The organism is Sphingobium sp. MI1205 (assembly GCF_001563285.1).
In the GTDB taxonomy this organism is placed as follows: domain Bacteria; phylum Pseudomonadota; class Alphaproteobacteria; order Sphingomonadales; family Sphingomonadaceae; genus Sphingobium.
This window is the reverse complement of sequence record NZ_CP005188.1, coordinates 2814246-2828799: the sequence shown is the minus strand read 5'-3', so window position 1 is coordinate 2828799 and position 14554 is coordinate 2814246. Positions and strand designations below refer to the sequence as shown.

At 61.8% G+C, this 14554-nt stretch carries 15 protein-coding genes; 10 read left to right on the top strand and 5 right to left on the bottom strand.

Annotated elements, in window-relative coordinates; translation table 11 throughout:
- The first annotated feature begins 1 nt into the window (after position 1).
- From rimM to rplS, 4 genes are read left to right on the top strand one after another with little or no spacing between them, the layout of a single operon-like run.
- Positions 2-496 (top strand): ribosome maturation factor RimM, encoded by a 495-nt coding sequence (rimM, locus tag K663_RS13955; protein ID WP_062118757.1) that lies wholly within the window; start codon positions 2-4, stop codon positions 494-496.
- A 15-nt stretch (positions 497-511) separates the two neighbouring features.
- Complete coding sequence (locus K663_RS13950; protein WP_062118754.1) at positions 512-784, top strand: hypothetical protein; 273 nt, start codon at positions 512-514, stop codon at positions 782-784.
- A complete protein-coding gene (trmD, locus tag K663_RS13945; RefSeq protein ID WP_062118751.1) occupies positions 781-1512 on the top strand; it encodes a tRNA (guanosine(37)-N1)-methyltransferase TrmD in 732 nt (243 codons plus the stop codon). Before K663_RS13950 ends, trmD begins: the two co-directional genes overlap by 4 nt.
- A gap of 10 nt (positions 1513-1522) precedes the next feature.
- Complete coding sequence (gene rplS, locus K663_RS13940) at positions 1523-1891, top strand: 50S ribosomal protein L19 (RefSeq protein WP_062118746.1); 369 nt, start codon at positions 1523-1525, stop codon at positions 1889-1891.
- Positions 1892-2029: 138 nt separating this feature from the next.
- Here the strand turns inward: rplS and K663_RS13935 are convergent, their stop codons facing one another.
- Together K663_RS13935 and K663_RS13930 are read right to left on the bottom strand one after the other, a co-directional pair.
- A complete protein-coding gene (locus K663_RS13935) occupies positions 2030-3832 on the bottom strand; it encodes an acyl-CoA dehydrogenase C-terminal domain-containing protein (RefSeq protein ID WP_062118736.1) in 1803 nt (600 codons plus the stop codon).
- Positions 3833-3874: 42 nt separating this feature from the next.
- Positions 3875-4285 carry a MerR family transcriptional regulator gene (locus tag K663_RS13930; RefSeq protein WP_062118733.1) on the bottom strand — a complete coding sequence of 137 codons (411 nt, stop codon included), beginning with the start codon at positions 4283-4285 and terminating at the stop codon, positions 3875-3877.
- A 153-nt stretch (positions 4286-4438) separates the two neighbouring features.
- On the opposite strand from K663_RS13930, the gene K663_RS13925 reads away from it, so the two are divergent.
- The 6 genes from K663_RS13925 to K663_RS13900 all read left to right on the top strand — a co-directional run bounded on the left by K663_RS13925 (position 4439) and on the right by K663_RS13900 (position 10467).
- Positions 4439-4837 carry a DUF2946 family protein gene (locus tag K663_RS13925; RefSeq protein ID WP_062118730.1) on the top strand — a complete coding sequence of 133 codons (399 nt, stop codon included), beginning with the start codon at positions 4439-4441 and terminating at the stop codon, positions 4835-4837.
- Between the two features lie 52 nt (positions 4838-4889).
- A complete protein-coding gene (locus K663_RS13920) occupies positions 4890-6911 on the top strand; it encodes a TonB-dependent receptor family protein (protein WP_062118727.1) in 2022 nt (673 codons plus the stop codon).
- A 79-nt stretch (positions 6912-6990) separates the two neighbouring features.
- Positions 6991-8610 (top strand): NAD(P)/FAD-dependent oxidoreductase, encoded by a 1620-nt coding sequence (locus K663_RS13915; RefSeq protein ID WP_062118724.1) that lies wholly within the window; start codon positions 6991-6993, stop codon positions 8608-8610.
- A 347-nt stretch (positions 8611-8957) separates the two neighbouring features.
- Positions 8958-9413: an energy transducer TonB family protein gene (locus K663_RS13910; RefSeq protein ID WP_235589452.1), complete on the top strand. Its 456-nt coding sequence runs from the start codon at positions 8958-8960 to the stop codon at positions 9411-9413.
- A gap of 84 nt (positions 9414-9497) precedes the next feature.
- Complete coding sequence (locus tag K663_RS24365) at positions 9498-9779, top strand: DUF6894 family protein (protein ID WP_062118721.1); 282 nt, start codon at positions 9498-9500, stop codon at positions 9777-9779.
- The gene (locus K663_RS13900) at positions 9751-10467 is read left to right on the top strand and encodes a Crp/Fnr family transcriptional regulator (RefSeq protein WP_062118716.1); all 717 of its coding nucleotides are present in this window, start codon (positions 9751-9753) and stop codon (positions 10465-10467) included. Before K663_RS24365 ends, K663_RS13900 begins: the two co-directional genes overlap by 29 nt.
- Before the next feature lie 214 nt (positions 10468-10681).
- On the opposite strand, the gene rplL is transcribed toward K663_RS13900, so the two are convergent.
- From rplL to K663_RS13885, 3 genes are all read right to left on the bottom strand, one after another.
- On the bottom strand, positions 10682-11056 hold the full coding sequence (gene rplL / locus K663_RS13895) for a 50S ribosomal protein L7/L12 (RefSeq protein WP_062118714.1): 375 nt from the start codon (positions 11054-11056) through the stop codon (positions 10682-10684).
- A gap of 79 nt (positions 11057-11135) precedes the next feature.
- Complete coding sequence (gene rplJ / locus K663_RS13890) at positions 11136-11651, bottom strand: 50S ribosomal protein L10 (RefSeq protein WP_062120962.1); 516 nt, start codon at positions 11649-11651, stop codon at positions 11136-11138.
- Between the two features lie 780 nt (positions 11652-12431).
- On the bottom strand, positions 12432-14537 hold the full coding sequence (locus tag K663_RS13885; RefSeq protein ID WP_062118712.1) for a RelA/SpoT family protein: 2106 nt from the start codon (positions 14535-14537) through the stop codon (positions 12432-12434).
- Positions 14538-14554 lie beyond the last annotated feature (17 nt).

Sequence of the window (14554 nt, the reverse complement as noted above, 5' to 3'; positions counted from 1 at the left end):
TTTGACCGACAAGCCCGTCACTCTGGCCGTGATCATCGGCGCTCATGGAGTGGCGGGCGAAGTTCGCCTGAAGCTCTTTGGGGAAGGGGCGGAAACGCTCAAATCCTACAAGAGCTTCGAGGCGGCGGGTAAGGTGCTGACGCTGAAGTCGGTGCGCGCCGGTCCCAACGGGGCTGTCGCGCGTTTCGACGGGATCGGCGATCGCAGCGCTGCCGAAGCCCTGCGCGGGACCGAATTGACGGTGCCGCGATCCGCTTTGCCTCCGCTGGAGGAGGGCGAATATTATCATGCCGACCTCATCGGCTTGCCCTGTTCCTCCAGCGATGGCGAAGCACTGGGCACCCTTGTCGCGGTCGAGAATTTCGGCGCTGGCGACATCATCGAAGTCGAACGGCCACCCGTTGACGGGCAAAAGGCCAAGCGTTTCATGGCCCCCATGCATGCCGTGACGATCGACGAGACGCACGCCGTCATCGACGCCGCCTTCGTGGTCTGACGGCCGGTCGCGCCCATGTCCACGCTCCTTGCCGTGCTCTATCTGCTGCTGATGGCCGCTTTGGGCTGGCGGCTGTTCCTGATGGCATGGTCGCGCGCATTGAAGATCGCTGTGGCGGCCACTCTGGTCCTGCCCGTCCCGGCGTTGTTCCTGTTGCCAGCCTTGACGCACCCTGATCGCCCCTTTGCCGATCTGCTCGGCATGATCGGTGCTGCGCTGGCTATCAGCGGGGTGGCGGCGCTGCTGCTTGGCATGACGGGCGCGCGGCTGAAGGCGGGCAGGGGATGAGCTTCCGCGCTCAAATCCTGACGCTCTATCCTGAGATGTTTCCAGGGCCGCTGGGCACATCGCTCGCCGGTCGGGCGCTGGCCGAGGGGAAGTGGGCCTGCGATCCCATCCACATCCGCGACTTTGCAACCGACAGGCATCGCACCGTCGATGACACGCCAGCAGGGGGTGGCGCGGGCATGGTGCTGCGCCCGGACATTCTGGGCCTCGCCATCGACCATGCGCTGGAAAAGGGGCCGAACCTGCCCGTCATCGCCATGACGCCGCGCGGCGCGCCCATCACGCAGTCCCGCGTCCGCGCACTGGCGGCGGGGCCGGGGGCCACCATCCTGTGCGGCCGGTTCGAGGGATTTGACGAGCGTATTTTCGATGCCCGCCCGATCGAGCAGATCAGCATGGGCGACATCATCCTTTCCGGTGGAGAGATGGGCGCGCTGATGCTGCTGGATGCTTGCATTCGCTTGCTTCCCGGAGTAATGGGCGCGGCTTCAAGTGGGGATGAAGAAAGCTTCGAAAGCGGCCTTCTGGAATATCCGCACTATACCCGGCCCGCTCTGTGGGAAGGGCGCACGATCCCTGAAGTGTTGCGATCGGGGGATCATGCGAAAATCGCCGCCTGGCGGAAACAAAGGGCGGAGGAAGATACACGGCTAAGGCGGCCGGACCTTTGGGAACGTCATGTCGGCGTTCGGGACCAGCCGCCCTCTGGTGCGCAACGCGAAAAGTAGGACTTGAGTAATGAACTTGATCCAGCAGATCGAGGCCGAAAACATTGCGGCCCTCGCCAAGGATATCCCCGAATTCCGCCCCGGTGATACGCTGCGCGTCGGCGTGAAGGTGGTCGAAGGCGAACGCAGCCGCGTCCAGAATTATGAAGGCGTCTGCATCGCCCGCTCCAACAAGGGCATGGGCAGCAACTTCACCGTGCGCAAGATTTCGTTCGGTGAAGGCGTGGAACGCGTATTCCCGCTCTATTCGCCGAACATCGATTCGATCACGGTCGTCCGCCGTGGCGTCGTGCGTCGTGCAAAGCTCTATTATCTGCGTGGCCGCACCGGCAAGCGCGCTCGTATCGCCGAGCGCCGCGACGTGCGCACCGAGTATTGATTCCTCGCAGCCATCGCTGATGGATTACAGACAGGCGGCGCTCACCGGAGCGCCGCCTGTTTTCGTGTGGGCCATTGCTCGGTGCGAAAGCCGGGCCGGACGACTGCCGTTTTGGCGTCGCGCGTGTGTCCTTGAGGCTCAGGCAGCCAGGAACATGTCCGGGTCGATCGCCATCAGGCTTTCCGCCCCGCTCTCGATCTTGCGGCGCAGCGCGCCCGCGTCGGGCATGATGCGCTCGGCAAAGAAGCGCGCGGTGACGAGCTTCGTCTCCAGATAGCGCGCATCGCCTTCGCCCGCCTCAAGCAGGCTCGCCGCCGCCTTCGCCATGCGCAACCACATCAGGCCAGTGGCGACGATGCCCAATATGTGCATGTAATGCACCGCGCCCGCGCCCGCATTGTCGGGATTCTGCATGGCGTTCTGCATCAGCCACATGGTCGCCGCCTGCAATTGCCCGCTCGCCTTCTCCAGCGCCTCGGCGAAGGGTGTGAGCTTTTCATTGCCCTTGGCTTCCGCGACTTCGGTGGCGACCATCTTCAGGAAGGCTTGCAGCGCACGGCCGCCATGCATCGCCAGCTTGCGGCCGACCAGGTCCATCGCCTGAATGCCGTTCGTGCCTTCGTAGATCTGGGCGATGCGGGCGTCGCGCACATATTGTTCGGCGCCATTTTCCCATATGTATCCATGGCCGCCAAAGACCTGCTGGCACATGACCGCGACGTCGAAACCCTTGTCGGTGCCATAGCCTTTCAGGACCGGGGTCAGCAGTTGCGCCATGTCATCGGCGGTCTGCCTTTCTTCCTCGGCCGCGGCATGCTGGGCCAGATCGACCTGCAACGCACCCCATAGCATCAGCGCGCGTAGCCCTTCGGTCAGCGCCTTGGCTTCCATTAGCATCCGGCGAACATCGGGATGGACGAACAGCGTGTCCGCCTTTTCCTCTTTGTCCTTGGGGCCGGTCAACGCGCGGCCCTGCCGCCGCTCGCGTGCGTAATGGACCGCGTTCTGGAACGCCAGCTCGGCCTGGCCCAGCCCCTGCATGCCGACCCACATGCGCGCGGCGTTCATCATGATGAACATGGCGGCAAGGCCCTTATTCTCCTCACCCACGATCCATCCGGTCGCCCCGTCATAATTCATGACGCATGTGGCGTTGCCGTGAATGCCCATCTTGTGCTCAAGCGACCCGCAGGACACGGCGTTGCGTTCGCCCAGCGACCCGTCTTCGTTCACCAGCACCTTGGGCACCACGAACAGCGAGATGCCCTTGCTGCCTTCCGGCGCGTCCGGGGTCTTGGCTAGGACCAGGTGGATGATATTTTCGGTCAGGTCCTGCTCGCCCGACGAAATGAAGATCTTCGTGCCTGTGATCGCATAGCTGCCTTCATCCTGCGGCACGGCCTTGGTCTTGATAAGGCCAAGGTCGGTGCCCGCATGCGGTTCGGTCAGGTTCATCGTGCCGGTCCATTTGCCCGACACCATGTTGGGAATATATTTCTGCTTCAGCGCGTCGCTGCCCTTGGCCAGCAGGGCGGAAACCGCGCCGCTGGTCAGGCCATGATACATTTCAAAGCTGTGATTGGCCGACAGCACATATTCACCCACGGCCGATGCGACGACGTTGGGCAGGCCCTGTCCGCCATATTCGACCGGCGCATGCAGCGTCGTCCAGCCGCCCTCCACATAGGTATCGAATGCCTGCTTGAAACCGGGCGGCGTCGTCACGCTGCCGTCGGGATGACGGATGCAGCCTTCCTTGTCGCCCACCGCATTCAGGGGGAAAAGCACTTCCTGCGCTATTTTCCCGCCTTCGGTCAGGATCGCCTCCAGCAGATCGGGCGTCGCATTTTCGAAACCGGGCAGATTGGTGTAGCGATCGAGACCCACGACATGATCCAGCACGAAACGGGTTTCGCGAAGCGGGGCGGTGTAGCTGGGCATGATCTTCTCTCCGGGCTTATCTTTTCTGTCGGGCGTCGGGGTTCAGGACTTGTCGATCGCCGCTATGAAGTCGGACAGTTCGGCGATCGCGGCGTCGATATCGGCCTTCTGCCGGGTGAGCAGTTCGATCCGCGCCCGGCATTTGGCAACAGTGACGCGCCGCTGCTCCTCATGTTCCTCGTCCGCGTCGTACAGGTCTATCATCTCGCGGATGTCGGCCAGGCTGAAACCCACCCTCTTGCCCCGCAGGATCCAGGCGAGGCGTGCGCGGTCGCGGCGCGAATAGATGCGCGCCAGGCCGTGGCGTTCAGGCGCGATCAGCCCTTCATCCTCATAGAAGCGAAGCGCGCGCGCGGTCACGCCGAACTCTTCGGACAGGTCGGTGATGCTGTAGCTCTGCCGTTCCTCATGATCGGGCAATTCGATGCCCGCAATGCTGCTGCGCTGGTCCATGGCCCCTAGCTAGGAGACGTTTACGTTAACGTCAAGTATGATCCTGCCACCCGCCAGAACCGTTTCATTTCGCTATTTCATTCATTAATTCACAAATCCCGGACAATATGCCCTGATGACATCACCTCCCCCCATCGCTAAGCGGTCCGCATCATGTTGGGGGCAATTAGACAGTCGGAAAGCGCACGTGGCCTGCTCGCCGCGCTGGCTCTGCTTGTCCTTGCCATCCAGCTGATCGCCCCGTCCGGCTTCATGCCGGTACGCACAGAGCGCGGCGTGGTGGTGACGCTCTGCACGGGGCAGGGCGCTATCAACATGATCGTCGATCGCGATCAGGCGCCCCATCGTCAGGATGATGGCGCGCAGGTTCAGCAACATTGCGCCTTCGCCGCGTCCGTCCAACCCGTAGTCCCGCCGTTGGTGCTGGCCGACCTGCCGCTGCCAGCGTGGCAGCTTGCGTCCGGGCCTATCGCCTTTGCCCTCAAGACCGGGTTGATCGCGCGTCTGGCTGCGCCTCCGCCGCCTTCATCCGGGCCGCCTGTAGCTTCCTGAAGATCGGTTTTCCTGCGCGTTCGTGCGCGCGCCCGTTTTCTTGAGGTTTGTCATGTCTGCTATTCTGGTTGCGCGCGGCGTTTCGCTGTGCGCCCTTGCCTGCTCGTTCCTGTCCGTTCCCGCCCTGGCCGATGAAGCGGCAGAACAGAGCGGCATCATTGTCACCGCCAACCAGGTCATCGACGCCGCTGCCGAGCGCGTCCACGGCACCGCAGGGGGGGCGAATGTAGTTTCTGCACAGGAGTTTGACGACAAGCTGGCCGTGTCTCTTCGCGATGCGCTGAGCTTTTCGGCCGGGGTCTACACGCAGCCACGCTTTGGTCAGGAAGTGCGTATCTCCATACGAGGCTCTGGCCTGTCACGCGGTTTCCACATGCGCGGCCTGACCCTGTTGCAGGATGGCATCCCGATCAACATGGCCGACGATAACGGCGATTTCCAGGAGTTGGACCCACAGGTTTTCCAGCATCTGGAGGTTTATCGCGGCGGCAATGCGTTGCGCCTGGGCGGATCGACATTGGGCGGCACGATCAACGCCGTGACGCCCACGGGGAGAACTGCTCCGGGTGCTGAGCTTCGGATCGACGGCGGCTCCTTCGACACGCAGCGCGCCAAGGCCGCCTATGGCTATGCCGATGATCGGGGGGATGCGTGGGCGGCGATCACCGCCGACCGGTCCGATGGCGACCGCGACCATGGGCGACGCAAGGCGCTGCGCTTCAACGGCAATGTCGGCATCAGGATCAGCGACCGCGTGGAGACGCGCTTCTACGCAAGCGTTCAGTCTATTCGGCAGGAATTGTCCGGCGCTCTCACCGAGGTCGATGCGCTGAACAACCCCGCCAAGGGCAATTCCGTCGGCGATCAGGCGCGCGACATCGATTCGATGCGGTTGCAGAACCGCACCACCGTGCAGCTGGAACGCGGCCAGCTGTCCTTTGGCATCTATTATAACAGCAAGTCTCTTGACCACCCGATCTATCAGGTGGTGGACCAGAAGTCGGAAGATCGCGGTCTTTTCGCCAGCCTCGACCTGGCAGGCGAGGTCGGCGGGCTCCCTGTTATGCTGACGCTGGGCAGCCAGGCTCGCTTTGGTCGAGGCGATTTCCGGCAGTTCGTCAATATCGACGGCAAGGCGGGAGCGCTTACCTCGTTCCAGAAGGCGCGCGCCAGGACGATCAACAGCTATGGCGAGGCGCGGGTTGCACCGCTCCGGGGGCTATGGCTGATAGCAGGTGGCATCTACACCCATGGCGAGCGACAGTTGGATAATCGCCTTGCCCCGGCGCGCAGCGGCGAAGCGAAGTTCGATAGCTTCGCACCGAAATTCGGTCTGCTGTTCGAACCGTCCCAAGCCATGCAATTTTATGCGAACTACAGCCGGTCGGTGGAGCTGCCCGGCTTTATCGAGCTGGGACAGCCCGTGATTGGCCCCGGTGGCGTGACGCTGCCTGGTTTCACGCCGCTGGAACCGCAGAGGGCGTGGACGGCGGAGATTGGTACGCGTGGGAACCGGGGCATAGCGCGGTGGGACGTCAGCCTTTACCGCGCGGACATCAAGGGAGAGCTGCTGCAATATAATGTGCAGGCAGGGGTGATTCCGGCCGCCACCTTCAATGCCGGTCACACGCGCCATCAGGGCATCGAAGCGGGGCTGGACCTGACGCTCGCGCCTTGGGCGGTGCTGCGGCAGGTGTATCAGTATAATGACTTCCGCTTTCGGAGCGATGCGCAGTTCGGCGACAATCGGCTGCCGGTGATCCCGCGTCATATGTATCGTGGGGAAATCCGGCTGGGGACTGAGCAGATGCGCATTTCGCCCGCCGTTGAATGGGTGCCACAGGGCGCGTGGGTCGATTACCGGAATAACAAGCGGGCGAACGGCTATGCGACGATCAACCTTGGTGCGCAGGCGCAACTGCAACCGGGTGTGACCCTGTTCCTCGATGCGCGCAATCTGACGAAGAGACGAGCGGTCGGCGACATCGGGGCTGTGGTGAACTACAGCGGTCAGGCGGTTTTCTATCCCACCGAACGGCGCGCCATCTATGGAGGGCTGCGCGCCAGTTTCTGAGGGGGGCGTCTCTGAAAGGCGGCGGCATATCCTCTTGAGGGGGTGGAGCGGGGCGGGGAATAGGGGTAGAGGCGGCGCCATGTTGCGTCTAACTGGCCTGAAACTCCCTCTCGACCACCCGGCCGAGGCAATGCCCGCCGCCATCTGCGAAAGGCTGGGCATCGAGGCTGCGGAACTGATCCGCCATGTCGTCTTCCGGCGGGGCAATGACGCGCGTCGAAAGAACGCCATTCAGCTTGTCTATACTGTCGATGTCGAACTGACTGATGAGCAGGCTGTGCTGGAGCGCCTTGCGGGCGACCATGATGTGCGGCCGCGCCCTGACACCGACTATCGCTTCGTCACGCAAGCGCCGCAGCATTGGTCGGGCAAGCGTCCGGTCGTGGTGGGTGCGGGGCCGTGCGGGCTTTTTGCGGGCCTCATCCTCGCCCAGATGGGATTCCGCCCCATCATCCTTGATCGCGGAAAGGTGGTGAGGGAGCGGACGAAAGACACATGGGGCCTGTGGCGCCGGGGGGAACTCGATCCCGAAAGCAATGTGCAGTTCGGAGAGGGCGGCGCGGGCACCTTTTCCGACGGCAAACTCTATTGCCGGGTGAAGGACCCGCGTTTTTTGGGCCGCAAGGTGCTGGAGGAGTTTGTCGCGGCCGGCGCTCCCGATGACATATTGACCGAGGCACATCCGCACATTGGCACCTTTCGGCTGGTCACCATGGTCGAAAGCCTGCGCCGCCAGATCGAAGCGCTAGGGGGCGAATATCGCTGGCAGCACAAAGTTGAGGAATTGGAACTGGAACGGCAGGGCGATGGGGCGCAGCGTCTGCGCGGCCTCCATTTGTCTGATGGCAGTTTCATCGAGACGGATCATGTCGTGCTGGCGGTCGGGCACAGCGCGCGGCCAACCTTTGAGATGCTGCACAGACGGGGCGTGCATATCGAAGCCAAGCCCTTTTCGATCGGCGTGCGGATCGAGCATCCTCAGAGCTGGATCGACCGCGCGCGTTTCGGCAAATGCGCAGGGCATCCGGGGCTGGGCGCGGCCGCCTACAGCCTGGCGCACCATTGCGAGAATGGTCGCACGGTCTACAGTTTCTGCATGTGTCCCGGCGGCCGCGTGGTCGCCGCCACGTCGGAAGAAGGCCGGGTCGTCACCAACGGCATGAGCCAGTATAGCCGCGCCGAGTTTAACGCCAACTCTGGCCTGGTCGTCGGCATCGAGCCGCAGCGGGATTATCCCGACGGGCCGTTGGCGGGCATAGACCTTCAGCGGCGATGGGAAAGCGAAGCCTTCATCGCAGGAGGAGCTTCCTACTGGGCGCCCGCGCAGAAAGTAGGCGATTTCCTGGCCGGGCGTGCTTCAACCGAATTGGGGGAGGTCGTTCCCTCCTACAAACCCGGTGTTACAATGACGGACCTGTCGCGCTGCTTGCCTCCCTTCGTGATCGAGGCTTTTCACGAAGCGCTGCCAGCGTTCGGGCGTCAGATCGCCAATTACGATCATCCAGATGCCGTCATGACGGGAGTGGAAACCCGAACATCCTCTCCGATCCGGATTACGCGCGGCAAGGATTTTCAGAGCTTAAACGTCGTGGGGCTTTATCCGGCGGGGGAAGGGGCGGGATATGCCGGGGGTATTTTGTCAGCAGCGATCGATGGGATCAAGGTCGCGGAAGCCGTAGGACTGGCGATCACCCGTTGAGGCCAGGAAAGATTCTCACCGATTCGGTCCAGCGTTCAACGAAGATCTTCCAAAAATGTAGCCGCTCCCGTAACTTAGAGGCGGGTCCTCAGGTCAAGCCGAGAATTCTTGAATTGGGTATGTTTACTCGAGAAATTAGGCATTGATGAAATAGTGGTATGTCGATGACATTGCTACGGTATATTTATTACCATCTGACTTCTCTTTGTCATATATAGGCATCGCTGCTCTCGGCCGGCTCGATGCCGCCGCAGCGGCTCTCAGTGAAAATCGAAAAACAGACAGAGGAGGCCTTTATGCATGCCAAGCCTGTGTTAGCGGCGCTTTGCGCCTGCTTGATATTGCCCGTGGCTGCAGTCGCGCGCCAAGGAGCGGGTCAACTGACCGTCGTCGCGTCGGATAAAGACGCAATAAGTCATGATGAATGGACGGACCGGGCAGCTTCAAGGCTTTCACGGAGCATCCGTCAGGCGACGTCTCTCTACCGGGAAAGTGCTTCGACCGGCTATGCCCGCGTCCAGTTCAGGCTGGGAGAGGAGGGTAGGCCGGAGAATATCGCCTTGGCCGGTTCGTCCGTGTCAAGGAACGTCAATCGCATATCGATGCGCGCGATCCGTACCATGGGTTCACTCTACCCGTTGCCGAAGGATGTCCGGCCAAATGCCAAGTTCGAAGCATGGGTCATCGTCGCCAATGATGCGGCGGAGCGAGAAGTCATGTTGACCAGCCTGCGTGCCGAGCACCGGGCGCAGACATTGGCGCAAGCGAAAGAGGATCGCCCGATGCTGCTCGCGCTCCGCTGAACATGGACCGTCAACGGCTGAGATGTATCCCGCGCCTCTCGGTCAACCGTGAAACTTCTGCCAGGGGGCGGCGTTCTTCCCGCCATGCGCCGCCTTCATTTTGACCTCCATAACGGCACCGGCTTCACCGCGGACGAGGAGGGGCGCGAAATGGCCGACCACGACGATCCCCGCACCTTCGCCATTCGCAGCATTCGCTCGATCCTGAGCGAGGAAGTAATGATGGGCGTCGTCGATCTTACGGGTTGGATCGACATCAGGAGCGAGACCGGTATACAGTTTGGACGAGTTACTTTCAGCGAGGCTGTGTGTCTCCGGCTCGACCCAGGAGGCACCGATGATAGAGGCGCATCTCGCCAAGCTTAGGTTCCGGCACCCGGTTTCCGATGAGGAAGAGCAGGCGATCCGCGCTATTGTTCCCCCTGGGCGACATGTCGAGCGCAACACCACCGTAGTGCATGAAGGCGAACGGTTGGAAGCAAGCACCCTGCTGCTCGATGGCATGATGTGCCGTATGAAGGATTTGGCAGACGGAAAAAGGCAGATCACGCAAATCCATGTTGCGGGTGACTTCGTCGATATTCACGGGTTCACGCTGAAGCGCCTTGAACATGAAGTAATGGCGCTGACCGACTGCAAGATCAGCCTCGTTCCCCACGAACATATCCGTCAGTTGATTGAACGATGGCCCCGCCTGGGCCGGCTCTATTGGTTCAGCACCAATCTGGACGCATCCATGAACCGCGAATGGGAATTGTCCTTAGGGCAGAGATCGGCGGTGGAGCGATTGGCCGCGCTGTTGTGCGAACTCCATGTCCGGCTGGGCGTGGTGGGCAAGGCTAATGGGCGTTTTAACCTGGGGATGAGTCAGGCTCAGCTGGCCGATAGCCTGGGAATGACGGCGGTTCACGTCAATCGCACATTGCGCATGTTGCGCGACCAGCGCCTGCTTGCCTATCGGCGGGGAGAGGTGGAGATACTCGACCTAGAAGGGTTGAAAGCCGTGGCGGAGTTTGACGACCGCTATCTTTACCTGAACCCGGATCCACTTTGAGGCGGACGAGTAAGCGGGAGCGTTCGATCTGAGAGATGCCCATCGGCAGGGATGTAGTCGCCGAGCCCCGGGCGATGCGGTCGTTTCCCGGAGAATGGAGCGAGCGGCTTGGGCTGACGCGACGGATGCGCAGAAAAAGGGCGGCATCCGAAGATACCGCCCCATTCCAGCTGTGCTGGATCGGTCAGCTCCGCACGAGGCGGAGCCGGGCCGATTACTTGAGCTCGACGGTCGCGCCGGCTTCTTCAAGCTGCTTCTTGAGCTTCTCGGCTTCGTCCTTGCTGACGGCTTCCTTGACAGCCTTGGGCGCGCCTTCGACGAGCGCCTTGGCTTCGGTCAGGCCCAGACCGGTGATGGCGCGGACTTCCTTGATGACGTTGATCTTCTTGCCACCGTCGCCGGTGAGGATCACGTCGAATTCCGACTGCTCTTCAGCGGCCGGAGCGGCAGCGGCAGCGGCCGGGCCAGCGACGGCGACGGCAGCGGCGGCCGAAACGCCCCACTTTTCTTCCAGAGCCTTCGAGAGTTCAGCGGCTTCGAGGACGGTCAGGGCCGAGAGCTGATCGACCAGTGCGTTGATGTCTGCCATGTTAATATTCCCTTCTGGGTGGGGCATGTGCCCCTAAATCAAGAGTTGAAAACGTGATTTCGGAAAAAGGCCGGGCCAATCAGGCCGCGTCCTTCTCCGCATAGGCGTTGAAGACCCGCGCGAGCTGCGCAGCCGGTGCCTGGGTGACGGTCGCGAGCTTGGTCGCGGGCGCAACGAGCAGCCCAACGATCTTCGCACGCAGTTCATCCAGCGACGGCATCGAGGCGAGCGCCTTGACGCCCTCCGCGTCCAGCAGCACTTCACCCATCGCGCCACCAACGATCTCAAGCTTGTCGTTGGTCTTGGCGAAATCGACCGCAACCTTGGCGGCTGCGACCGGATCGGCCGAGGTGGCAAGGCCGACTGGGCCGGTCAGCAGTTCGCTGAGGCCGGTATAGTCAGTGCCATCAAGGGCGATGCGGGCGAGGCGGTTCTTCGTAACCTTGTAGGACGCACCGGCTTCGCGCATCTTCTGGCGCAGGACAGTCGACTGAGCGACGGTCATGCCGAGGTTGCGGGTCACGACGACCACGCCAACTTCTGCCAGTTCTGCGTTCAGCGCGGAAACGACCTCAGCTTTCTGATTACGATCCATGCCATTCTCCACTTCATGTCCATCGGACGACCCGATGAACGGCAAAAACCCGCGACGAATCGCAGGGCAAATGTCCGAAGGGGAGAGATCGACTGGCCCGCATCCTCATGGGAAAACAGGCAGACCCGGACAGGGCAAAAGGCCCGGCCGGTAAAGAACTTTTCCCCGTCTAGGCCGGAAATTAAGAAGGGCAGATTCCCTTCACCGACTGTCTCGGACGGAAGACCGTCGACATTGCTGCCGCAGGTCCGCTGCGGGCGCCCCTACAGATTTGTAGGAGCCCTGTCACGCGGAATCTGAATGTTGGGACCGGTGGGTCGCGGAAAAGCGCGGTTTTTCGGCAAAGTTCACACCATATGCGCGCGCGTGCGCAGGCGCGCGTAAGCATTGTGAGAAGCGGTTCGACATTTCAAAGACCGGCGTGGGGTAGGCAGGTCAGGGGGATGTAGGACAGGGAAAAGTGGCGACCGGATGGAGAATAGGATGTTTTTTGCGCAGGGCGTGGCGTGGCGGTTACAGTTGACAGAGCAGGGGCGGTTTCCCGGCCGCTTAGTCACATGCCCGTCTTGTCAGCCCGGGCTTGCCCCGGAGCCTGCTTGTTCTACTAGCTCAAGGGAGCGGGATCCCGGCTCAAGGCCGGGATGACGGATGGAGAGCTTGGAAATCGAACGTTTTTTGCGGACGATGGTTCTTAACGATCAATTGCGGACCTCATCCCCCCTCCCGCAAGCGGGCGGGGAATGAGTAAGCGGCCGGTCCCGCAAACCACCCTTCGCGGTTCTACACCCGATCCGCCTGCGCTACCGCATCCAGCGCGCGGAGGGCTGACAGAATGCGGTTCAGATGCTGGGCGTCGGCGACCTCGAGGTCGATGATGTCCGTATGAAACGGACCTTCGCGGTTCACCAGTTGCAGATTGAGGATATTCGCCTTGGTCGCGCCGAAGACATTGGCCACCGCCGCCAGCGCGCCTGGCTGGTTCTTCACGATCACCTGAAGACGCGCGGTCCCGCCCTTCGACCTGCTGTCCCAGGCCAGATCGATCCAGTCGTCATCCTGGCCAGCTTCAAGCGAGCGACAGTCGATCGTATGCACTTCGATCGGTTCACCGGTGCGCCGTACACCAACGATCCGATCGCCCGGTACGGGGTGGCAACAGTCACCCAGATGATAAGCGATGCCCGGCGTCAGGCCGCGGATTGACACTGGCGCATGCTGGCGCGGATGCGCTTCTTCCATGCCTTCCGCGCTCGTCGACCCGGGCACAAGAGCTTCCATGACCTCTGAATCGCGCAGGCGATGGGTAGCGATGGCGATCATCAGCGCGCCGCGATCTTCGAGCTTCAGGCGCTTGAGCGCGGCCTTGAGGGCCTTCTCTCCCAATTCACTGGCCAGTTCCGGGGAAAGGCGGCCGATGATTTCGTCATACAGCTTTTCACCGAGCGCGATTTCCTCGCCGCGCTGCTTCTGCCGGATGAAGCGGCGGATGGCCGCCCGCGCCTTGCCCGTGACGGCGAAGGTCAGCCAGCCCGGTTGCGGTTCCTGGCCTTCCGATTTCAGGATCTCGACCTGATCGCCATTTTCCAGCGGCGTGCGCAGGGGAACGACCCGGCCATTGACCTTTGCACCGACCGTCTGGTTGCCCAGCGACGTGTGGACGGCATAGGCGAAATCGACCGGGGTCGATCCCTTGGGCAGCTGGTGCAACTCGCCTTTGGGGGAAAAGGCGAAGATGCGGTCCTGATACATCGCCATGCGGGTATGTTCGAGCAGCTCGTCGGCGTCCTGGCTCTGTTCCAGAATCTCGACCAGGTCGCGCAGCCATGCTGCATGATGGTCGCCCGCATCGCCCTTCTGCTTGTATGCCCAGTGCGCCGCCAGCCCCAGTTCCGCGTCATGATGCATGTCGCGGCTGCGGATCTGTACCTCGATGCGGGCATTGTCCTGATGGATCACCGTCGTGTGGAGCGAGCGGTAGCCGTTGCGCTTGGGGGTGGAGATATAATCTTTGAACCGTCCGGGGACCATCTTGTAGGTCTGGTGGATGACGCCCAGCGCCCGGTAGCAATCCTCGGCCGTTTCGGTGATAACACGGAAAGCCATCACATCCGTCAGCTGTTCGAAGCTGATGTGCCGCTCCTGCATCTTCTTCCAGATGGAATAGGGATGCTTTTCCCGGCCGGATACGGTGACGGACAGGTCGTTGCTGCCCAACAGCAGCTGCAATTCGGCGCCGATCCGGTCGACCTTGTCATGGCCGCCTTCCTTCAGCTGCTCCAGTCGCTTGGTGATGCTGTCATAGGCTTCCGGCTCCAGCTCGCGGAAGGAGAGGAGCTGCATTTCGCGCATGAAGTCGTACATGCCGATCCGCTCGGCGAGCGGCGCATATATGTCCATCGTCTCACGGGCGATGCGGCGGCGCTTGGTCTCATTCTTGATGAAATGCAGCGTACGCATGTTGTGGAGGCGGTCGGCGAGCTTGACCAGCAGCACGCGGATATCGTCCGACATGGCGAGCAGGAACTTGCGGAGATTCTCCGCCGCCCGCTCATTTTCTGACATCGCTTCGATCTTGGACAGCTTGGTGACGCCATCGACCATGCGCGCGACATCCTTGCCGAACGCATTCTCAATCTCCTCATAGGTGACAAGCGTGTCTTCGATCGTATCGTGCAGCAGCGCCGTAACGATGGTCTGATCGTCCAGGCTGAAATCGGTGAGAATGCCAGCGACCTCAATGGGATGACTGAAATAGGGGTCGCCGCTGGCGCGTTTCTGGGACCCGTGTTTCTGGACGGAAAAGACGTAGGCGCGGTTGATCATCGCCTCGTCCGCATCCGGATCGTAGCGCTTCACTCGCTCAACTAGTTCATATTGACGCAGCATCGTAAACCCGATTGTCC